Below are 20,089 nucleotides of genomic sequence, written 5' to 3' on the forward strand. Positions count from 1 at the left end.
CACCCCCTTGTGCGCCGAAAGCCGCCAGCGGCGTACGATGATAAACCTTCGGGAATGCCCGTTTGATAAAGGTCACAAGGGCAACAAGAAGGTGGCAGCCTGTTTATATTATAGCCGTTATTAAACGGTTTGCTGGCGGCACAACATCCCCTGTTGCAGAGGATGTTGATGGCGGAGAATGGAATTTCCCTGAAGGTCAGTGGATATAGCGGGCAGCGGTAAACACCACACCAGCCAGTGCTACCATCATGCCCATGATCCAATGGGTCTGTTTTGTAATATAGATGTGGAAAATATCCTTGGTCATGTAATTCGACTGAATAACCGCCAGCTGCGACTCCACCGAATTAAATCGAGCATCCATTTTATCGAAACGTAGATCCATCTTGTCAAAGCGCTGATAGACTTTCTCAAAGCGTTCATCTACCAGGTCAAATTTCTTATCAATGAGAACAAAATGATCGTCAATTCGCACCAGATGCTCGTCAATCCTGACCAGATGCTTATCGATGCGAACAATACTTTCCTCGGTTTTCCCCACGCGAACGCCGATATCCGTCACCGCATCGGTGAGCGTGACCATCTGGTGTTCGAGTTTTCCCACACGGAGATTGGTATCCGTAACGACCTCTGTAAGCTGAACAACTTGCTGTTCAACCTTTCCCATCCGTAAACTCAGGCCCGCGATTTCCTCACCGTTTTTGATTCCCTGCTTTTCAATACTGTTAATCTGGCTTTGCATTAACGCTTCCATAATCCATTCTCCCTTAAAATTTTCCGGCACCGTCAGGGCACCGGGCAGATAGAGCATCGGGTTGACTGGCCAGCAATCTGGCATCCTGAGCTGAAACATGATGTGTTGTCCCTCACGTAAGCTAATCCTTGTTTAGGCATCCTTAATCTGCGGTCAGTCTGCACTGTATAAATAAACACCTCAAATCAATTTCTTTCTCGTTCAGGGCGTGATTATTTATGAATCTATGTCTTATGGAATTGCATTGATAAAATGAATAAATACCAAATAAAAGAGCCGCTTACGCGGCTCCTTTACGGGGACTCCTGATAAAACGCTCAGGTTTTTTTACGGTGCAGGGTTATGCAACGCCGCCGCGCCTTCCTGCGTTTTTCTGGCCTTCGCCACGTCGTCTTTACTGACCGCAGACGCCTGGTTTCCCCACGCATTGCGGATGTAAGTACTGGCATCGGCCATTTGCTGATCCGTCATTTTCCAGCCAAACTCCGGCATATCCGCGCTGGTCGGATTGCTGAGCGTCGCGGCACCCTGCGCACCGTTCATCAGCACATGCAGAATATTCGTCGGCTGGCTGGCCTGAACACCATTGTTGCCTTTCAGCGCGGGCACCATATTGCGCACACCTTCACCGGAATTCTGATGACAAGCCGCACAGTTATCGGCATACAGCGCTTTGCCATTTGCCATGGCCGAATTTGCTGCCAGCGGGGCAGACTTATCTTTGCTGCCCGGTAAGCTTTTCAGGTAAACCGCAATGGCATGAAGATCGGAATCCGACAGGTGTTGCAGCGAATTTGTCACGGCTTCCGCCATCGGGCCGGAGGCCACGGTACGGGCGTTCGCGCCGGTTTTCAGGTACTGAACAATTTCATCGTTGCTCCAGTCACCCAGCCCCTGACGGATATTCCCGGTGATTTCCGGCGCAAACCAGCCCTGAAGTTCTCCGCCCTGCAAATGCACCCCAAAGTTATCGCCCCCCAGCGGATTTTTCGCCGTATGACACGATGTGCAGTGCCCCAGCCCTTCCACCAGATACGCGCCGCGGTTCCATTCTGCTGACTGCGCAGGATCGGCCTCAAACGGAGCAGTATTCAGGAACAACAGGTTCCAGCCAAACATCATCAGGCGGATGTTATACGGAAACGGCAGATCGGTTTTCGGCCCGTCGTAATGCACTGCGGGCACGGTATTCAGGTACGCTTTGATGTCTTTCAGATCCTGATCGCTGACCTTGGCATAGACGTTATAAGGCATCGCCGGATAGAGGTTTTCCCCGTTGATCCCTTTGCCGTTACGCACCGCATTAATGAACTGCTGATCGGTCCAGCCGCCGATACCGGTTTCTTTATCCGGCGTGATATTGGTGGCGTAAATCGTGCCGAACGGCGTGTTCAGACCATAGCCTCCGGCAAACGGCTTGCCACCGCCCGGCGCGGTATGGCAGGCCACGCAGTCCCCTGCCAGCGCCAGATATTTACCGCGTTCGATGGCCGTTTTACCGGTCATCGCCGCCGGTTCGGGTGCCTGAAAATCGCCGGACTGGCTGGCGTTGTACCCCATTTTTACACCGACAAACCCCAGCCCGCCGATGACGACCACACCGGCAATCACCGCTAACGTTTTTTTGATTCTCATGCTTAAACCCTCACCAGCGGACCAGGGGATTTCAGATATTGGGTTTTAATCGCTTCTGCCGCCCATAAAGTCAGCGCGCCCACCGTGCCGGTCGGGTTATAACCGCCGTTATTGGCAAATGCCGATGCGCCACAAACAAAGACGTTATGCACATCCCAGCTTTGCAGATAGCGGTTTACCGCGCTGGTTTTCGGGTTGTCGCCCATGCAGGCGCCGCCCGTGGTATGGGAAGATAGGTTATCCATTGGCGAGAACGGTTTAGCCGTCGGTTCCTGGCGCACAACGGTTTTTGCCCCCATCGCATGCGCGATTTCAACCGAGCGGTCAGCCATGAATTTCGCTGAGCGTTTGTCGTTTTCGATCCAGTCGAACGTCACGCGCAGCAGCGGCTGGCCGTGGCGGTCTTTGTATTCCGGATCAAGATCGAGGAACACGTCGCGGTGCGGATAGCTGTTGCCCATACAATAAATATTGTTGTAGTTCTGATAGCTGTGTTTGACCGCTTTTTTCCAGTCAGCGCCCCAGCGCGGTGTGCCCGGCGGTACATTGTTGGAATAACCGATCGGACGTCCGTTGGTGGAATGCACCAGCGCCACGCCGCCGCCGATAAAGTCATGACCGGTGTGATCAAAGTTATCGCCGTTGAAATCATCAATGGCCTGTGACAGCGCACCTGCGCCGATGAACGGATTCATCATTTCGTCTTCGAAGAAGAAACCTGCGCCGGAAATGGTCTGGTATGCATAGTTACGCCCGACCACGCCTTCACCGGTTTTATGGTCGTAAGGCTGGCCGATGCCGGAAAGGAGCATCAGGCGGACGTTATCCATCTGATAAGCAGAAATCACCACGATATCCGCCGGCTGCTCCCACACCACGCCGTCGCTGCCAATGAACGTCACGCCGGTGGCGGTTTTGCCGTCCGGTGCTTTGTTGACGCGCAACACTTCAGACTCAGTGATCACCGTAAAATTAGGGCGCTGCATCACCGCAGGCAAAATGCAGGCATTCGGGCTGCTCTTCGACCAGTTACCGCAGCCGAAGAATTCGCAGTAACCGCAGTATGTGCACGGCGCCATGTTGACGCCCAGCGGATTGGTATACGCGCCGGACGTATTGCCCGCCGGCACCGCAAACGGGTGATAGCCCATCTCGCGCGTGGCTTTGTCGAAAATCATCGACAACTGGGTGCGCTTGAGCGGCGGCAGCGGATAATCCCGGCTGCGCGGGCCTTCGAAGACGTTGCCGCCTTCAATTTTTTCACCTTTGATGTTACCGGCTTTCCCGGATGTCCCGGCGTAACGTTCAAATTTATCGTAGAACGGTTCTACGTCATCAAACGTCACGCCCCAGTCCTGAACCTGCATTCCTTCGAGGAATTTGTTTTTACCATAGCGTTCAACCGTCTGGCTGTAGCTCTGGAAATCATAAGGCAGGAAGCGCCAGGTCATGCCGTTCCAGTGCGTGCCCGCCCCGCCGACGTTCATCCCAAACTGATAAGTATTAAACTCGCGCAGCGGCAGCGCCTGCTGGATCGGGTTATTACGGAAGGTCAGGGTTTCTACCGCCGTGGGCTGCATAATCGCGCGACGGCTGACGAAGCGCAGTTCGTCGGTATCAATGGTGGTCGGGAAATCATTGCTGGTATCGCGCCATGAACCACGTTCAATGGCGACCACATTCAGACCAGCCAGCGTCAGTTCATTGGCCATCAGCGAGCCTGCCCAGCCGAGGCCGACAATCACTGCATCGACCTTCTCTCTTTTATTACTCATACGACATGTACTCCTGAAAATATCTCAATAATCAAAGCCCGTGCGTTGCCGGTTTTTTATGATTTTTCGTATTGGGTCAGCATGCTGACGGGTTCGATATGCAGATCTTCGCCACGGCGGTCGATGACATCACGGAAGTCATACCGCGCGCCGGGGAACCCAATCATTTTCCAGCCAGCCATGTCTTTATTGCCGCCGTAAAGCGGGTCGGAGAAAAAGCCTTCGCGCATGTTCTGCACCAGCATATTGAAGAACAGCTGGCCGTTGACGCCGGTCAGCGGGATCTCGCCGGATTCCACGCGGCGCAGTAAATCATCCTGCTGGTCACCGGTCAGTTCGGTAAAGTTTTTGCCCCCATTACGCGCTTTCGCCACGCTGTTCAGCGCGGCCAGCCCCAGCCGGTAGCGTTCGGCTGGCGTATCTTTATATTGCGGGCCGGCCTGCGGTAAACCGTCCTGAATCACCGGCCCGAGGCGGTAAGTCGTGACCGCGTTGCCATAATCCCCGCTCAACTGACGGTCAAGAAATACCGCACAGCCCGCCTCTTTCCCGCCGATGCTCAGCTCATCAGCCGGAATGATCCGGTCAGCCAGCGTTTCAATCAGGCTGACTTCAGCGGCGGTGAAGAACGTCCATTCCCCGGCAACCACCGGTTTTGGCGGACGAACCGAATGGATAATCCACGGCATGCCACCGGAGAAAATTTTGGCTTTAACCTTTAAGGCTGTACTGAATAACAGCACCGCCATTGAGGTCAGAAAGTGTCTGCGTTTCACGATAATTCTCCTGTTTACGCACATTGAGAGGTGACTTACCCACATCAGATATGGGTTTATATTTGTGACGGAGATTATACGAAGATGTTAGATGAAAGTAAGAAATTTCGAACCAACGGGTTCATATTTTAACTATTTAAAATCAATAAGTTAATTATTCTGCATTGAGTTAGTACACTAATTAACAAATTTTTACAGGCAAATAAGCCTCCACGGGAAGCTCAAAAATCGTTAACGTAGAGTCTTCACACTTTCCGGAGACGTCTATGCGCATCACCTGTTTACACACGGCAGACAGCAACATCGCGGTTTTTGAAAATGCAGCGCAGGAACTGGGGCTGAATCACCATGCATTCCGCCATATTTCCCGCCCGGATTTACTGGCGGCCGCAGAACACGCTGGCGGGCTGACGCCTGAAATCCTTGAAGAAACCACGCAGGCATTGCTGGCGCTGAGTCAGGACAGCGATCGCGTTTTACTTACCTGTTCAACGCTGGGCGCAGCCGCTGCGGCCGCCGCTGAAAATACGCAGGTGCCGGTTTTGCGCGTTGATCAGGCGCTGGCCGAAGCCGCGATGAAAACAGCCGGAAAAGTGGTGGTGTTATGTGCGGTGGAAACTACGCTCGGCCCGACCCGGAAGCTGTTTGAACAGACAGAAAAACATCCCGACGCCGCGCTGGAAATGCGTCTGGTAGCCGGGGCCTGGGACAAGTTTAAGCAGGGAGATTTAGCGGGATATTTGCAGACTGTCGCCGCAGCGGCCGACGCAGCCTATATCGGTGGCGCAGACGCAGTGGTGCTGGCTCAGGCATCGATGACCGGCGCGGCGCAGTTCACACAAATGGGCAAACCGCTCACCAGCCCGGAGTGCGGCCTGAGAGCGGTCGTCGCGGTTTAAGACTGGCGGAAAAGCGCAAATGGCAGGATTGGCTATACTGAAAGTGGAATAATCATTGGCTTAGCCAACTTAGCTGATGACGACAAAAGGGTGTGATAAGGAGAAAACATGAAAATTATTCTGTGGATCATCGCCATCATCTTTATCGTCGGCTTACTGACCCTGACCGGGGTGTTTAAACTGATTTTCTGAAAATCGTCAGTCTGTGCATAAAACAAAAGTCCGGCACCTGCGCCGGACTTTTTAGTTTGAACAATCTAAATACCCTAAATAATTCGTGTCGCAGAAAGGCGATATTTAATCGTCGGCTTCTTCTACCGATGGCTGAGATTTTTGCTGCTCTTTCTGCTTGCGGTAGTTCTTCGCTATCTGCGGAACAGGCACGGTTTTACCGGTTTCCATCCAGGTGCGCAGACGGTTTGCATCCGCAAAGGCAGTAAATTTCCCGAACGCATCCATCACCACCAGCGTCACCGGTTTGCCGTTAATGGTGGTGCGCATCGCCAGACAATGACCGGCAACGTCGGTATAACCGGTTTTGGTCAGCTGAATGCTCCACGACGGATTCATGATCAGATGGTTGGTATTGCGGAACGGCAGTGCGTAGGCAGGATGGCTGAACACCGCAGTTTTCTCAGCCGTGGTACTGAGCTGGCCGATCAGCGGATAGCGCTGGGACGCCAGCAGCAATCGCGTTAAATCGCGCGCCGTGGAAACGTTACGCGGTGAAAGCCCGGTCGGCTCCACATAATGGGTATGCGTCATGCCGAGGGATTTCGCTTTGGCATTCATTGCGTTGATAAACGCCGAATACCCCCCCGGATAATGTGCCGCCAGGCTGGCTGCCGCACGGTTTTCGGAAGACATCAGCGCCAGCTGAATCATCTGGCGGCGGGTAATTTCACTGTTGAGTTTTACGCGGGAAAACACACCACGCATTTCAGGCGTATTGCTGATATCAACGTTGATCACTTCATCCAGCGGCAGATTCGCATCCAGCGTCACCATCGCGGTCATCAGTTTGGTCAGGGAGGCAATCGGCCTCACTTCATCCGGATTTCGGGAATAAATCACTTCGTGGCTTTTAAGATCCACCACCATGGCGCTGCCGGAAGCAATTTGAACAATCGGGGCGACAGCCTGCTCGTGCTTTGCAGCGAAGGCGGCAGGTGCAGACAACATGCCTGTATTTAAGGCTAATAAGCTCAGAACCAGAAGACGGATTTTCACATGCATTGCTCTGTATTTAAGAAAGTTGTCATGAAGTTATGTCGGAACAGCGGCGGGAATTATAAGTGACAGGAATAGTCTTAGCACTCGCAATTTTCAAATCTATTTGTCACAAAGTCTGTCACAACCACCCGCAGACCGTGCAATGGCGAGTTAGTGAACACTTGCGTAAGATTGAAGGGAGTTCAGACGACAACGGGCAGGGTCTCAGATCCCTGCCCGTTTTTATTATTGATTATCCGGCAATTACTGATGGTCGATTAGATAACCGATTTCCTGCCCGTAGGAAAGTTCGAGCGTATTGCCATCCGGATCATCGAGAAAAGCCCAATAGCCGACAGGCGCGCCGGAGTCTGTGGGTTCCTGACGCAGAACACCCGCATCACGCGCTTCGGCAAGTTTGGCGTCCATCGCTTCTTTCGAGGCACAGGCAATACCGAGATGCCCGAACGGGCCGAGCTGAGTGTCGGTAGAATGCGGGTCTTCTGCCAGAACTAAGGCAAAGTGGCGGGTCATGTCGCTGAGCCAGGCAACAGGCCGGGCGGGGGTGCCTTTTTCGCCGCGCCGGTGGATGACTTTCATTCCGGAAAATTGCTGATAGAAAGCGATACTGGCGTCGAGATCTTTAACGGCAAAAGCTATGTGACTCAGGCCGATGTCTTTATTGTCCATGATACTCCTCCATTTTTAAGCGTTGCCGCGTGGAGAAGTCATGGAATTCAGTCACCGGTTAATGCGTCCGGCGATTTCCTTCGACGTCTTCAGCACGCGCACTTCAGTAAATAACTCTGTCGCCTCTTCGTACTCTTTACGCAAATAACTCAGCCACTGTTTGATACGCGCAACATGATACAAACCGGTATCGCCCTGCTTTTCCAGACGGGTGTATTTCTGCAACAGCGTCATTACATCCGCCCACGGCATGCGAGGTTCGTTGTATTTCACCACGCGGCTGAGGTTAGGAATATTCAGCGCGCCGCGCCCGATCATGACGGCGTCACAGCCGGTGGTTTGCATACAGGCCTGCCCGCTGGCGTAATCCCAGATTTCACCGTTGGCAATCACAGGAATGCTCAGCCGCTGGCGGATTTCGCCAATCGCCTGCCAGTTAATCCGCTCAGGTTTGTAACCGTCTTCTTTGGTGCGCCCGTGTACGGTGAGTTCGGTCGCGCCCGCCTGTTGTACGGCATCAGCAATTTCAAAACTGCGTTCAAGAGAGTCCCAGCCCAGACGCACTTTCACCGTCACAGGTAAATGCGCAGGCACCGCGGCACGCATGGCTTTAGCGCCCTGATAAATCAGCTCCGGGTCTTTGAGTAACGTGGCACCGCCGCCGCTGCCGTTAACCATTTTCGACGGACAGCCGCAGTTGAGATCCACGCCGTAAGAACCCAGTTCAGTGGCGCGGGCGGCGTTTTCGGCCAGCCATTCGGGATACTGACCGAGAAGCTGTACACGAACCCGCGTGCCGGAAGGCGTGCGGCTGTCGTGTTCTAATTCCGGGCACAGGCGGTGGAAGACTTTGACGGGAAGCAGCTGATCCACAACACGCACAAACTCAGTGATGCACAAATCGTAGTCGTTCACTTCAGTGAGAAGTTCACGAACCAGGGGATCAAGCACACCTTCCATCGGAGCCAGTAATACGCGCATCGCAGTTCAACCCTTAAAAATGACGCGCAAGATTACCGCAAGGCCCGCCTCCGGGCAATTATCCCTGTGACAAATCGGTGCTTAACGTTTCATTCACGCCCGCATTTCTTTGCCGCGCCCTCACGGAACGCAGGGCAATCCACACCGCCAGAAACGCCGGAACAGCGAACAGCAGGAACATCCAGAACGCAGCGTTGGCAGCGCCTGCATCGCCCTGATTCACGCCGGAGAAGTTAGCCACCGTTCCGGCCAGCGCGGCACCCAGCGCAGAGGCGAAAGACTGCACGACGGTGATCGACGCACCGGCTTTTTCGCGATCTTCCTCCGGTGCCTGTTGCAGCACGCGGGTCAGCAGGTGCGGCCAGCCCAGCCCGATGCCAAAACCGGCCAGCGTCAGCCCGAGCACTACCCCGCTGATATTCAGCCACGGCATTCCGAAAGCCACCGGCACGGTGAACAGCAATAACAGCAAGCCGACAGCCAGAATCAGCGGGCCGGAAACAATCGCATTATCTGCACGACGCCCCGTCCAGCCTGAACTGGCGACTTCACTTAACGTCCAGCCCGCGGCGGCGGCGGCAGTAATATATCCGGCCGCCAGCGGAGTCTGGCCGTGCAAATGTTGCAGCAGATAAGGCACAAACAGCTCGCAGCCCAGGCCGATAATCAGCAACGACATCACCAGGTACAGGCCATAAAGCGGCGATGAACGGCGCAGCGCGTTACGCGGCAACAGCCTGACATTGGCGGTGAACTCCCGGTGACGCAGGATAAGGATCATCACCACTGCAATCACAAAACCGAGCAGATTAATCAGCCCGTGCGAAGACAGGCTGCCCGCCGAAACCACCAGCACCGCACCGGTCAGCAGCGCCAGTTGCATCAGCGGCAACGGTTCTTCCGGCTGTTTCTCCCGCTGAGATTTAGGCAGGATCCGCCAGACCCACAAGCCAAATAATGACGTGACCGGCAGAAGCAGACCAAATGCCCAGCGCCACGCGTGCAGCTCTGCAAAAATTCCGCCGACCGCCGGGCCGACCAGCGTCGCAATCCCCCACATCGCGGAGATCAGCGCCATCGCGCGGGGCCAGAGAGATTCTTTAAACAGAAGATTTATCATCGCGTAAGACAGCGCGAACAGGAAACCGCCGCCCAGCCCCTGCAAGGCGCGCCCGATAAGCAGCACCGGCATACTCGGCGCAACGGTACAAAGTGCTGCACCGGCGATAAAAATACCGGTCGCCATAAGATAACTGCCGCGCGGCCCGGCAGTTCGCATCAGCCGGGCAGAAAGCGCCGAGCCGAGAATCGAGCAGACGACGTAAAGTGTGGTGTTCCACGCGTACCACGCCAGCCCGCCGATATCCTGCACAACGGATGGCAAAATCGTAATCACGATGTAGCTGTTGGTGGCGTATAGCGCGACGCCGGCGCTCAGGGTGATGGCGCTTCCCCGGTTTTCCGCACTGAATAAATCCTTCCAGCCGCTCTGACTTTCCGACATTTCTCTTCGTCCCTTTGGTTTATGTTTTCCGCACATTGAAGCGCGTTGTGATTATGGTATGATTAAAACAAGAAATTACTTGGAATATGTTTTACATAATCTAGAACCCGGCGAGGCGATATGTCAAGCAACGACTTGGAAAATAAAAATGACGTCCGGCAAAGCGTCGCTGAGCGCTTAATGACGCTGCTGAAAACCCGCGGGGAAATGCAGGCCAGCGATGCGGGTCATCTGCTGGGCACAACCGGCGAAGCGGCGCGGCAGCAATTTGTGAAGCTGGCAAAAGACGGTCTGGTGGAAGCGAAAGCCGTGTCACAGGGCGTCGGGCGTCCGGCGCAGTACTGGCAACTGACCGCCAAAGGGCATGCGCACTTTCCCGACGCGCACGCCGATCTGACCGTACAACTTCTTCAGCTTATCCGCACGTCGCTGGGCGAATCCGCACTGGATCAGCTGATTACATCGCGTGAAAGCCAGACGCTGGATAATTACCGGCAGGCGATGAAAGGCGCGAATTCGCTGGAAGAAAGGCTGCAACGGCTTACGGCAATTCGCACCCGCGAAGGGTATATGGCGGACTGGACATTGCAGGAAGACGGCAGTTATCTGTTTGTCGAAAACCACTGCCCGATTTGCGCCGCCGCAACGACCTGTCAGGGTTTTTGCCGCGCCGAGCGGGATGTCTTCCGTGATGTGCTGGAAGCGAACGTTGAACGCACCGAGCATATTTTACAGGGCGCGCGCCGCTGTGCGTATGTGATCCGTTAGCCGGATTTCAGGCGAAAAAAAACCGCCGGTTAAGGCGGTTTGATGCAGATTTCGATACAGATTTTGAAATCTTATTTGTTGCCGGTGCCGCCGTTACCCGTACGACGCTGGCCTGCGTGTGCAGGACGCGAACGTGCCGGACGGTTTTCGCCGGAACCGCGGTTTTCAGACGTGCCGCCGTTGCCGGTACGCTGACCGTTACCGCCCTGACGCGGAGCGCCGGAACGTGGAGCACCAGAGCGCGGTGCGCCCGGACGCTGGCCCTGACGTGGCGCGCCACGACCGCCGCCGCCATTGCCCTGACGACCATTGATGATCGGCTCAGCTTTGATGCTCGGGTCTGGCTCGTAACCTTCCAGCGCGATACGCGGGATTTCACGTTTCAGCAGGCGCTCGATGTCACGCAGCAGTTTGTGTTCATCCACGCACACCAGAGAAATCGCTTCACCGGTGGCTTCTGCACGACCGGTACGGCCGATACGGTGAACGTAATCTTCCGGTACGTTTGGCAGTTCATAGTTCACAACGTGTGGCAGTTGATCGATATCCAGACCGCGCGCAGCGATGTCGGTGGCGACCAGAACACGGATTGAACCGGCTTTGAAATCGGCCAGCGCACGGGTACGCGCGCCCTGACTTTTGTTGCCGTGAATTGCTGCGGCAGTAATGCCGTCTTTGTTCAGCTGTTCAGCAAGATGGTTCGCACCATGCTTGGTACGGTTAAAGACCAGCACCTGTTTCCAGTCGCCTTCACCGATCATCTGAGACAGCAATTCTCTTTTACGTTTCTTATCAACAAAGTGAACGCTTTGTTCAATTTGCGCAGAAGCGGTGTTGCGACGGGCCACTTCAACAGAAGCAGGATTGGTCAGCAACTTGCTCGCCAGACCTTTGATCTCATCAGAGAACGTCGCGGAGAACAGCAGATTCTGACGCTTGGCAGGCAGTTTCGCCAGCACGCGACGGATATCATGGATGAAGCCCATATCCAGCATGCGGTCAGCTTCATCAAGCACCAGGATTTCAACCTGAGATAAATCAACAGCACGCTGATGTTCCAGATCCAGCAAACGACCCGGCGTTGCGATCAGAACATCCACGCCACCGCGCAGTTTCATCATCTGCGGGTTAATGCTCACACCACCAAATACGACCAGCGAACGCAGGGTCAGGTATTTGCTGTAAGCCTGTACGTTTTCGCCAATCTGCGCCGCCAGCTCACGGGTTGGGGTCAGGATCAGCGCACGAACAGGGCGACGTCCTTTGAATTGCGCGTTGGTATGGCTGAGCATGTTGAGCAGTGGCAGTGTAAAACCAGCGGTTTTACCGGTACCGGTCTGCGCACTCGCCATCAGGTCACGACCTTCGAGCACGACAGGAATAGCCTGACGCTGAATAGGCGTAGGTTCGCGATAGCCCTGTTCTTCAACAGCACGCAAAATTTCGGCACTTAAGCCGAGGGAATCAAATGACATATAAGGAAAAGCTCCAGTCCACTCTAACCCGAACGGGGTTCGGTGCAGTTTCAAGAATGGATGATCAGACGAGGCAAATGAGGCATTACCACGAGGATTCGGCACAAACTGCAGTGCGCCAGTTGTGCGGATACTAGCACAGAACGCCGTGCCGCGCGAAGTTATCTGCTTCCGGCCTGTAACCGGGCGTGACAAATGCAAACTTTAGTGACGCTTTCTGGCGGCATAATCTGCGGTATTAATCCGAAACTTTGATACAGGATAATCAATTATAAAGCTGATGAATGGCTTCCCACTTTTTGCGTCCCAATCCCCGGATTAGCTTGCTATGCTTCTTTCACTTTCACTCTCTTTTGTCCATAAGGCTACACCGCTGCAACATGGAAACCTGGAAAATAAACTTAATCTCCGTCTGGCTCGGGTGCTTTTTCACCGGCATGGCGATGAGTCAGATCCTGCCTTTTTTACCGCTTTACATCGAACAGCTGGGTGTTACGTCTCATGAATCCCTGAGTTTGTGGTCAGGACTGGTCTTCAGCGGGACTTTCCTGGTTTCCGCCATTGTCGCGCCGTTGTGGGGCAGCCTCGCTGACCGCAAGGGCCGCAAACTCATGTTGCTGCGCGCCGCACTGGGCATGGCGATTGTCATGATGTTGCAGGGTTTTGCGACCAACGTCTGGCAGCTTTTCATCCTGCGCACGCTGATGGGTTTAACATCCGGCTATATTCCGAACGCGATGGCGCTGGTGGCCTCGCAGGTGCCGCGCGACAAAAGCGGCTGGGCGCTGGGGACGCTGTCCACCGGTCAGGTTTCAGGTGTCATTATCGGCCCGCTGTTAGGCGGTTTTATGGCTGACCATCTCGGCCTGCGCACCGTGTTTTTCGTCACCAGCGGCATGTTGTTTATCAGCTTCCTGATCACCCTTTTCCTGATCAAAGAGCGCGTGGTGCCGGTCACCAAAGCCAACCGTCTGAGCGGTAAAGCGGTGTTTACCACACTTCCCTACCCGTGGCTGATTGTCAGCCTGTTCGTCACCACCATGATGATCCAGCTGGCGAACGGTTCCATCAGCCCGATACTGACATTGTTTATCCGTGAGCTTTCGTCCGATACCAGCAATATCGCGTTTATCAGTGGCGTGATTGCCGCCGTGCCCGGCGTGTCGGCATTACTGGCGGCACCCAAACTGGGTAAACTCGGCGACCGCATCGGCGCGCACCGGATACTCATCGCCGCGCTGGTCTTTTGCTTCCTGCTGTTCTGCCTGATGGCACTGATCAAAACCCCCGTCCAGCTCGGCGTTCTGCGCTTTATGCTCGGTTTCGGCGATGGCGCGTTAATGCCCGCAGTGCAGGCGTTGCTGGTGAAATACAGCAGTGATCAGGTCACTGGCCGGATATTTGGGTATAACCAGTCGTTTATGTACCTCGGGAATGTCGTCGGGCCGCTGATAGGTTCCAGCGCTTCCGCGCTGTTCGGATTCCGTTGGGTATTTATCGTGACCGCGATTCTGGTGCTGTTTAACACCGTACAGGTGTGGTGGAGTTTCCGGCAGGTGCCGACAGGGAGAGTGAGGATTCCGTGATCGCGGATCCGGACCGGTTGGAGCCATTTGAAGCTTCGTTCAGCAGAATGTTTGATCCGCGCCAGATTACATTCTTAAAAGATAAACGCGGCTCTTTTTTTGAATTTAGATAAGCTATTGGCCGCTTTCAAAAATCGCGCCGTATGGAGAGGTGGAAAACCGCGTATCTTTTCGCGCGGTTTGTAACCCGACGGGAGGGAACCGCGCAGCGGCGGGGTTTTGCGGCACTAGCAGGAATTGCTGAAACATAGCCAGCGAGCGGTAGCGCGCAGTTAAAAAGACGCGAGAGATCCAAGAGAGGCCCGTCCTGGCCTCTTTTGGTCGGTTTCGGCGCTGCGAGTCAAGCGATCACCGCCATTGAAAAACCGAAATTTACTCGGTCTTCGTTAAGCCAAGGCGCAGCCCCCAAGCCGCTAATGCCCGGCACTGGCATAAAAAAAGGGCGCTTTTCAGCGCCCCTTCTCATAAAGTTTGAAATCAAAAACAATTACCGGCGGTTACCGAAAATCCGTAACAACATCAGGAACAGGTTGATGAAATCCAGATACAACGTCAGTGCGCCTACGATGGAATATTTGCGGAAATTATCACGGTCATCCGCCGACAATTGCGCACCCATGTTTTTCAGCTTCTGGGTATCGTAGGCAGTCAGGCCGACGAAGATCAGCACGCCTGCGTAGGAAATGATGTTCGCAAGACCTGAGCTTTTCAGCCACATGTTGACCAGTGACGCCAGAACCAGACCAATCAGCGCCATGAACAACATGCTGCCGATGCCGGTTAAATCACGCTTTGTCACGTAACCGTAAACGCTCATCGCACCAAACATGCCCGCTGCGACGATGAATGTCCCAAAAATGGAATCACCAGTGTAGACGAGGAAAATGCTGGAAAGCGTCAGACCCGTCAGGGCGGAATACAACATGAAGAGGCCGGTGGCGACCGTCCCGCTCAGGCGATTGACCATGCCGGAAATCACGAAGACCAGCGCCAGCTGGGCGATGATCAAACCAAAGAATGTAATCTGGCTGGAAAAAACAAAACTCATGATTTTTTCGGAGCCGGAAGCATACCAGGCAACAAATGCCGTCAGCAGCAAGCCACAGAACATCCAGCCATACACTTGCGCCATGTACGCCTGAATGCCCGTATTTGCGCGTTCAACAATTGAACCGTTACTACGTGGATATCGATCCATGATGATTACCCTTTTGCATGGAGGACAATAATGAGGCCAAAATGGCCTCCCGATTTTTTAAAGCGTATCACAGTTGGCGGGAAAAGCATGGGAGGAGTCGGTGCGGTTGAACCACTATTTACCAGCGCGCCGCCGCAACTTTATCGCTGTCACGGGCATCGACCCAGCGGTCGCCCTCTTCCGTCGCCTCGCGCTTCCAGAACGGTGCGCGCGTTTTCAGCTGATCCATAATAAATTCATTGGCTTCGAACGCCATTCCGCGATGAGCGCTGGTGACGCCGACAAAGACAATTTCATCGCCCGCATACATCGGCCCGACGCGGTGATAAACCGAAACACTTTGCAAAGGCCAGCGCGCGCGCGCCTGTTCAACAATCTCCGCCAGCGCTTTTTCGGTCATGCCCGGATAGTGCTCCAGCGTCAGCGCCGTGACGTGGCTGCCCAGATTGTGATTGCGCACTTTGCCGGTGAACGTTACCACCGCGCCGTCGGCGTCTGACTGCGCCAGCCAGTTGTACTCTTCGCCAACGTTAAACGAGGCGGCATCAACAATAATTTTTGTCCTGTCCATCTCAGCCCCCGGTCACTGGCGGGAAGAACGCCACTTCGTCGCCCGCTACCAGCGGATGTGCCATCGTGGTCAGCGTCTGATTGACCGCAACCAGCAATTTGCCGGGTTCCAGTGCCAGCGCCCAGCGGTCGCCGCGTCCGGTCAGGGAATTGCGCAAATCTTCCACGGTGGAAAAATCAGCCGGCAGTTGCAGGCTGGACGTCCCGGTTAACTCACGAACCTGAGCGAAGAATAAAATGTCGATCATATTTCCACCTTACCTTCAGCCTTGCTTTCCGCCTTAAAGTCGCCGGATTTACCGCCGCTTTTTTCCAGCAGGCGGATCGGGCCGATCACCATATCTTTCTGAACGGCTTTACACATGTCGTAGATGGTCAGCGCGGCGACGGAAGCCGCAGTCAGCGCTTCCATTTCCACACCGGTTTTGCCGCTTAACCGGCAACGGGATTCGATACGAACGCGGTTATGTTCCGGCTGCGCTTCAAGCTTAACTTCCACTTTGGTCAGCAACAGCGGATGACACAGCGGGATCAAATCCCAGGTTTTCTTGGCAGCCTGAATGCCGGCGATGCGCGCGGTAGCAAACACATCCCCTTTGTGATGATTGCCGTCGATGATCATCGCCAGCGTTTTGGCCGCCATCTCAACAAAAGCTTCGGCGCGGGCTTCGCGAACCGTTTCGGCTTTGCCGGAAACGTCCACCATGTGGGCATCACCGGACGCATTAATGTGGGTTAATTCAGACATGCTTATTTCTTCAAATGTGGGGTGAAATTGCACGGCCCCTGGCGGGCATCGAGCTGCGCTTCAATGATATTTTCCCAGGCGGTCTGGCATGCGCGGGTTGATCCCGGCATGGCAAAAATCACCGTCTGATTGGCAATACCGCCGATGGCGCGCGACTGAATGGTCGAGGTGCCGATATCTTCGAAAGACACCATGCGGAACAGCTCGCCGAAACCTTCAATTTCACGGTCAAATAACGGCTTCAGGGCTTCCGGCGTATTATTTCCGGCATTAAAACCGGTACCGCCGTTGATCAAAATGGCCTGAATTTTTTCATCTGCAATCCACGCAGAAACCACGGCGCGAATGCTGTAAATGCTCTCTTTAACAATTTGCTGCGCCACAACGTGGTGGCCGCCTTCGGTCACGGCTTCTTTCAGGTAATGGCCGGAGGTATCTTCCGCGTCGGTGCGGCGGTCAGAAACCGTCATGATCGCGACAGATAAAGGCAAAAATTCTTTGCTGGCTTTGCTCATCAGTTTGCTCCTTAAACGATTAATGCCGGACTCAGCCGCCGATAAACGACAGGTTCTGAGTAATCCCGGTATTGCCTTCATGCAGGAAGTGCGTTTGTTTTTTACGGCTGAGACCGCCCTGGATCCTGTCCATCAAATCATCCTGCTGAAGATCGTCGGCCAGTAAATCGCGCAGAGGAATGCCCTGCTCGCCGAACAGACACAAATGCAGATTGCCGATCGCGGACACGCGCAGGCGGTTGCAGCTGACACAAAAGTCTTTTTCATACGGCATGATCAGGCCGATCTCGCCCAGATAATCCGGGTGGCTGAACACCTGCGCCGGGCCGTCGCTGCGTGAGCGGATCTGCAACTGCCAGCCCTGACGGACAAGCTGCTCGCGCAGGACTTCGCCGGAAACATGATGTTTGCGGAAAAGATCGCCGCCGTCGCCGGTTTCCATCAGTTCGATGAAACGCAGCTGAACCGGACGGGTTTTAATCCAGTCGAGGAAGGTGTTGAGGCTGGAATGATTCACATCGCGCATCAGTACGGTATTGACTTTGACCTTGCTGAAACCGGCGTCAAACGCGGCGTCAATTCCGGCCATCACATCGCGGAATTTATCCTGCCCGGTGATAGCGTGAAACTGGCGGGCATCAAGGCTGTCGACGCTGACGTTAATGTTTGTCAGCCCGGCATCGCGCCATTTGCTGATATCACGCGCCATGCGGTAACCGTTGGTGGTCACGGCCAGCGTTTTAATTGAGGGGTTTTCGCGAACGGCGGCAATGATGTCGCAGAAATCGCGGCGCAGCGACGGTTCTCCACCGGTCAGGCGCACTTTTTCCGTTCCCAGATTGGCGAACGCGCGACTGACCCGACGGATTTCATCGAGCGAAAGAAAGCTTTTATTGCTGTGCCCGTGCGGCTTGTAACCGTCCGGTAGGCAATAGGTGCAACGAAAATTGCACACGTCAGTGATCGACAGCCGCAAGTAATAAAACTTGCGGGCAAAAGCATCAGTAAGTTGAAGCACCTAAACACCTTTCCAAATACGGGAGATGCGGGCATTTCTGCCATGCACCCTGGTGACTGATTGTCACGGCCAGAGCTCCATATTGTTTCTGTGGGAACAACGTCAGAAAGGCAACTTAGGAACCAGGGCTAGGAGTTGATTCAACACGTTCAGTGCAGAACGATGAAGAATTCGGGTAACGGACTACAGTTTAACGCTCTGAAGACCGGATCGCCAAGGTGGTTTTTCGTTATGCATTTTGATATATAACGTTTTTTCACAACAAAAGAGAGCATTTTCAACGATAAAACCGCTTGATTTTGAAAGCGCTGAGAGTACGGCGAAGGGATAACATCCTGTTGCAAAATTAGGTAAAATCTCCCGGCAAAACGATTATCTGCTGCATCTTTATTGTGCCCTGAGCACGCACTATTCTCACCTCTGGCCGCTTCACAAGGATCTTTATGCGCAACAGAACATTAGCTGACCTCGACCGGGTGGTGGCATTAGGCGGAGGGCACGGCCTGGGCCGCGTGATGTCTTCTCTTTCCTCGCTGGGCCCGCGTCTCACCGGCATTGTGACCACGACCGACAACGGCGGTTCAACCGGCCGCATCCGCCGTTCGGTGGGCGGCATCGCCTGGGGCGATATGCGCAACTGCCTCAACCAGCTGATTACCGAACCGAGCTTAGCCTCGGCGATGTTCGAATACCGCTTCAGCGGCCAGGGCGAACTGGACGGACACAATCTCGGCAATCTGATGCTGCGCGCGTTGGATCACCTGACCGTCCGCCCGCTGGAAGCAATCAATCTGGTGCGCAGCCTCCTGAAAGTGGACGCTGAGTTGATTCCGATGTCCGAGCAGCCGGTAGATTTAGCCGCGATCGACGCGGCCGGTCAGCGGGTTCACGGCGAAGTGAATGTCGATAAACTGACGCAAATCCCGCGCGAATTACTGCTGGAGCCACAGGTTCCGGCCACGCGCGAAGCGTTGCACGCCATCGCCGAAGCGAATCTCATCCTGATTGGCCCCGGCAGTTTCTTTACCAGCCTGATGCCGCTGTTGCTGATGGAAGATCTCACCACCGCCCTGCGCCGCAGCCGAGCGCACATCGTTTATATCGGCAATCTGGGGAAAGAGCTGAGCGTTGCCGCGGCGTCGCTGACACTTGACGACAAACTGGACATGATCGAAAAACGCATTGGCCGCCGCGCGGATGCGGCAATTGTCGGGCCGAAAGTGACGCTGGGTGAAAGCGCCAAAGCGCATCTGATTATTCAAAGCCCGCTCGAAGCCAGCGATATTCCGTATCGCCATGACCGCGATATGTTGCGGATGGCGGTAGAAGAAGTGCTGCAAAAGATGCACTGAGTGCTGAGAAAATGATTCTGAAAACTTAAAGACAAAGGCCGCGCAATGCGGCCTTTTTCATGCACACCGTTTCACAAAGCTGCCAGGCATTATGCCCAGCCGGCCAGGATTTCAGCGGTGGTTTTCACCGTCACCGGATTTCCCGGCACGGATAATTCGCGCCAGACTTCGTTGTGCTGGCCGATTAACTGCTGAGCCGTGGCGTGGGTTCTGTCGCCGGTGGTGTGCGCATCGGAGGCAACGGTTACCGCGTAGCCTTTGCTGGCAGCGACTTTAATGGTGGTATCCACGCAGTAATCCGTGGCACATCCGCACACCGTAAAGCCAGTCGCATTGAGATCTTTCAGCACTTCATCAAGACGTGTGCGGTAGAAAGAATCACAGGCGGTTTTAGTGACGGAAACAGAACCCGCCGGCTGATGAAGTTCCGGCAAAACCTGCCAGAATTCGCTGCCTTCGGTCATTTCACCTTCGGCGTGCTGGATGAAAATAATGCGCCCTGCCCGGTCAATCAGCTGGTTAATTAACGCGGTACGCCCGCTGCGGTCATAACGTGGCGATGCGAACACTCCGTTTTGCATATCCACCACAATAAGTACATTTTTCCCGGTCACATTTCTCTCCGCACAATAA

21 protein-coding genes and 1 riboswitch are annotated in these 20,089 nt (G+C 54.5%); of the genes, 5 read left to right on the plus strand and 16 right to left on the minus strand.

The features are described 5' to 3' along the window. Window positions 1-196 precede the first annotated feature (196 nt). The 4 genes from IV433_RS10230 to IV433_RS10245 all read right to left on the minus strand — a co-directional run bounded on the left by IV433_RS10230 (window position 197) and on the right by IV433_RS10245 (window position 4,940). Window positions 197-853, minus strand: coding sequence for a hypothetical protein (locus tag IV433_RS10230; RefSeq protein WP_195814117.1), 657 nt, complete (start codon window positions 851-853; stop codon window positions 197-199). Window positions 854-1,081: 228 nt separating this feature from the next. After that, on the minus strand, window positions 1,082-2,389 hold the full coding sequence (locus IV433_RS10235) for a c-type cytochrome (protein WP_195814118.1): 1,308 nt from the start codon (window positions 2,387-2,389) through the stop codon (window positions 1,082-1,084). A gap of 2 nt (window positions 2,390-2,391) precedes the next feature. After that, window positions 2,392-4,164, minus strand: coding sequence for a GMC family oxidoreductase (locus tag IV433_RS10240; protein ID WP_152325501.1), 1,773 nt, complete (start codon window positions 4,162-4,164; stop codon window positions 2,392-2,394). Between the two features lie 56 nt (window positions 4,165-4,220). Beyond that, window positions 4,221-4,940 carry a gluconate 2-dehydrogenase subunit 3 family protein gene (locus IV433_RS10245; protein ID WP_195814119.1) on the minus strand — a complete coding sequence of 240 codons (720 nt, stop codon included), beginning with the start codon at window positions 4,938-4,940 and terminating at the stop codon, window positions 4,221-4,223. 266 nt (window positions 4,941-5,206) lie between these two features. Between IV433_RS10245 and IV433_RS10250 the strand changes: the two genes are divergently transcribed. Continuing rightward, on the plus strand, window positions 5,207-5,839 hold the full coding sequence (locus IV433_RS10250; protein ID WP_195814120.1) for an aspartate/glutamate racemase family protein: 633 nt from the start codon (window positions 5,207-5,209) through the stop codon (window positions 5,837-5,839). 108 nt (window positions 5,840-5,947) lie between these two features. Next, the gene (locus IV433_RS26465; protein WP_019105993.1) at window positions 5,948-6,031 is read left to right on the plus strand and encodes a small membrane protein YohP; all 84 of its coding nucleotides are present in this window, start codon (window positions 5,948-5,950) and stop codon (window positions 6,029-6,031) included. Window positions 6,032-6,136: 105 nt separating this feature from the next. Here IV433_RS26465 and pbpG read toward each other — a convergent pair whose 3' ends face one another. The 4 genes from pbpG to IV433_RS10270 all read right to left on the minus strand — a co-directional run bounded on the left by pbpG (window position 6,137) and on the right by IV433_RS10270 (window position 10,226). Continuing rightward, on the minus strand, window positions 6,137-7,075 hold the full coding sequence (gene pbpG / locus IV433_RS10255) for a D-alanyl-D-alanine endopeptidase (RefSeq protein ID WP_195814121.1): 939 nt from the start codon (window positions 7,073-7,075) through the stop codon (window positions 6,137-6,139). Between the two features lie 240 nt (window positions 7,076-7,315). Further along, complete coding sequence (locus IV433_RS10260) at window positions 7,316-7,741, minus strand: VOC family protein (RefSeq protein ID WP_195814122.1); 426 nt, start codon at window positions 7,739-7,741, stop codon at window positions 7,316-7,318. Window positions 7,742-7,792: 51 nt separating this feature from the next. Continuing rightward, a complete protein-coding gene (gene dusC, locus IV433_RS10265) occupies window positions 7,793-8,722 on the minus strand; it encodes a tRNA dihydrouridine(16) synthase DusC (RefSeq protein ID WP_195814123.1) in 930 nt (309 codons plus the stop codon). A 58-nt stretch (window positions 8,723-8,780) separates the two neighbouring features. Then, window positions 8,781-10,226: an MFS transporter gene (locus IV433_RS10270; RefSeq protein WP_195814124.1), complete on the minus strand. Its 1,446-nt coding sequence runs from the start codon at window positions 10,224-10,226 to the stop codon at window positions 8,781-8,783. A gap of 120 nt (window positions 10,227-10,346) precedes the next feature. On the opposite strand from IV433_RS10270, the gene IV433_RS10275 reads away from it, so the two are divergent. Then, a complete protein-coding gene (locus tag IV433_RS10275; protein WP_101077319.1) occupies window positions 10,347-10,994 on the plus strand; it encodes a helix-turn-helix transcriptional regulator in 648 nt (215 codons plus the stop codon). Between the two features lie 71 nt (window positions 10,995-11,065). On the opposite strand, the gene rhlE is transcribed toward IV433_RS10275, so the two are convergent. Further along, on the minus strand, window positions 11,066-12,469 hold the full coding sequence (gene rhlE, locus IV433_RS10280) for an ATP-dependent RNA helicase RhlE (protein WP_195814125.1): 1,404 nt from the start codon (window positions 12,467-12,469) through the stop codon (window positions 11,066-11,068). Window positions 12,470-12,849: 380 nt separating this feature from the next. Between rhlE and mdtG the strand changes: the two genes are divergently transcribed. Continuing rightward, the gene (mdtG, locus tag IV433_RS10285) at window positions 12,850-14,055 is read left to right on the plus strand and encodes a multidrug efflux MFS transporter MdtG (protein ID WP_195814126.1); all 1,206 of its coding nucleotides are present in this window, start codon (window positions 12,850-12,852) and stop codon (window positions 14,053-14,055) included. Between the two features lie 487 nt (window positions 14,056-14,542). Here the strand turns inward: mdtG and IV433_RS10290 are convergent, their stop codons facing one another. From IV433_RS10290 to moaA, 6 genes are all read right to left on the minus strand, one after another. Next, entirely contained in the window at window positions 14,543-15,253 is a 711-nt protein-coding gene (locus IV433_RS10290; RefSeq protein WP_013576373.1) for a Bax inhibitor-1/YccA family protein, read from the minus strand. Window positions 15,254-15,371: 118 nt separating this feature from the next. Continuing rightward, the gene (gene moaE / locus IV433_RS10295) at window positions 15,372-15,824 is read right to left on the minus strand and encodes a molybdopterin synthase catalytic subunit MoaE (RefSeq protein ID WP_195814127.1); all 453 of its coding nucleotides are present in this window, start codon (window positions 15,822-15,824) and stop codon (window positions 15,372-15,374) included. Between the two features lies 1 nt (window position 15,825). Then, the gene (moaD, locus tag IV433_RS10300; protein WP_195814128.1) at window positions 15,826-16,071 is read right to left on the minus strand and encodes a molybdopterin synthase sulfur carrier subunit; all 246 of its coding nucleotides are present in this window, start codon (window positions 16,069-16,071) and stop codon (window positions 15,826-15,828) included. Then, on the minus strand, window positions 16,068-16,571 hold the full coding sequence (moaC, locus tag IV433_RS10305) for a cyclic pyranopterin monophosphate synthase MoaC (RefSeq protein ID WP_195814129.1): 504 nt from the start codon (window positions 16,569-16,571) through the stop codon (window positions 16,068-16,070). Before moaC ends, moaD begins: the two co-directional genes overlap by 4 nt. Before the next feature lie 2 nt (window positions 16,572-16,573). Beyond that, window positions 16,574-17,086 (minus strand): molybdenum cofactor biosynthesis protein B, encoded by a 513-nt coding sequence (moaB, locus tag IV433_RS10310; RefSeq protein ID WP_101077326.1) that lies wholly within the window; start codon window positions 17,084-17,086, stop codon window positions 16,574-16,576. Between the two features lie 31 nt (window positions 17,087-17,117). Next, a complete protein-coding gene (gene moaA / locus IV433_RS10315) occupies window positions 17,118-18,104 on the minus strand; it encodes a GTP 3',8-cyclase MoaA (protein ID WP_195814130.1) in 987 nt (328 codons plus the stop codon). Next, a riboswitch (molybdenum cofactor riboswitch) is annotated at window positions 18,094-18,251 on the minus strand. It overlaps the preceding gene by 11 nt. Before the next feature lie 296 nt (window positions 18,252-18,547). Here moaA and IV433_RS10320 point away from each other — a divergent pair. Next, on the plus strand, window positions 18,548-19,456 hold the full coding sequence (locus IV433_RS10320; protein ID WP_195814131.1) for a gluconeogenesis factor YvcK family protein: 909 nt from the start codon (window positions 18,548-18,550) through the stop codon (window positions 19,454-19,456). A gap of 89 nt (window positions 19,457-19,545) precedes the next feature. Here IV433_RS10320 and IV433_RS10325 read toward each other — a convergent pair whose 3' ends face one another. Continuing rightward, complete coding sequence (locus tag IV433_RS10325; RefSeq protein ID WP_195814132.1) at window positions 19,546-20,070, minus strand: isochorismatase family protein; 525 nt, start codon at window positions 20,068-20,070, stop codon at window positions 19,546-19,548. Window positions 20,071-20,089: the final 19 nt, after the last annotated feature.

Origin of the sequence: Rahnella laticis (assembly GCF_015644585.1) — a bacterium.
Taxonomy (GTDB): domain Bacteria; phylum Pseudomonadota; class Gammaproteobacteria; order Enterobacterales; family Enterobacteriaceae; genus Rahnella; species Rahnella laticis.

Excerpts from the sequence above, each read along its gene's own strand:
- IV433_RS10230 (WP_195814117.1), bottom strand. The coding sequence starts at position 853 with ATGTTTCAGCTCAGGATGCCAGATTGCTGGCCAGTCAACCCGATGCTC.
- IV433_RS10235 (WP_195814118.1), bottom strand. The coding sequence starts at position 2,389 with ATGAGAATCAAAAAAACGTTAGCGGTGATTGCCGGTGTGGTCGTCATC.
- IV433_RS10240 (WP_152325501.1), bottom strand. The coding sequence starts at position 4,164 with ATGAGTAATAAAAGAGAGAAGGTCGATGCAGTGATTGTCGGCCTCGGC.
- IV433_RS10250 (WP_195814120.1), top strand. The coding sequence starts at position 5,207 with ATGCGCATCACCTGTTTACACACGGCAGACAGCAACATCGCGGTTTTT.
- IV433_RS26465 (WP_019105993.1), top strand. The coding sequence starts at position 5,948 with ATGAAAATTATTCTGTGGATCATCGCCATCATCTTTATCGTCGGCTTA.
- pbpG (WP_195814121.1), bottom strand. The coding sequence starts at position 7,075 with ATGCATGTGAAAATCCGTCTTCTGGTTCTGAGCTTATTAGCCTTAAAT.
- IV433_RS10260 (WP_195814122.1), bottom strand. The coding sequence starts at position 7,741 with ATGGACAATAAAGACATCGGCCTGAGTCACATAGCTTTTGCCGTTAAA.
- dusC (WP_195814123.1), bottom strand. The coding sequence starts at position 8,722 with ATGCGCGTATTACTGGCTCCGATGGAAGGTGTGCTTGATCCCCTGGTT.
- IV433_RS10270 (WP_195814124.1), bottom strand. The coding sequence starts at position 10,226 with ATGTCGGAAAGTCAGAGCGGCTGGAAGGATTTATTCAGTGCGGAAAAC.
- IV433_RS10275 (WP_101077319.1), top strand. The coding sequence starts at position 10,347 with ATGTCAAGCAACGACTTGGAAAATAAAAATGACGTCCGGCAAAGCGTC.
- rhlE (WP_195814125.1), bottom strand. The coding sequence starts at position 12,469 with ATGTCATTTGATTCCCTCGGCTTAAGTGCCGAAATTTTGCGTGCTGTT.
- mdtG (WP_195814126.1), top strand. The coding sequence starts at position 12,850 with ATGGAAACCTGGAAAATAAACTTAATCTCCGTCTGGCTCGGGTGCTTT.
- IV433_RS10290 (WP_013576373.1), bottom strand. The coding sequence starts at position 15,253 with ATGGATCGATATCCACGTAGTAACGGTTCAATTGTTGAACGCGCAAAT.
- moaE (WP_195814127.1), bottom strand. The coding sequence starts at position 15,824 with ATGGACAGGACAAAAATTATTGTTGATGCCGCCTCGTTTAACGTTGGC.
- moaD (WP_195814128.1), bottom strand. The coding sequence starts at position 16,071 with ATGATCGACATTTTATTCTTCGCTCAGGTTCGTGAGTTAACCGGGACG.
- moaC (WP_195814129.1), bottom strand. The coding sequence starts at position 16,571 with ATGTCTGAATTAACCCACATTAATGCGTCCGGTGATGCCCACATGGTG.
- moaB (WP_101077326.1), bottom strand. The coding sequence starts at position 17,086 with ATGAGCAAAGCCAGCAAAGAATTTTTGCCTTTATCTGTCGCGATCATG.
- IV433_RS10320 (WP_195814131.1), top strand. The coding sequence starts at position 18,548 with ATGCGCAACAGAACATTAGCTGACCTCGACCGGGTGGTGGCATTAGGC.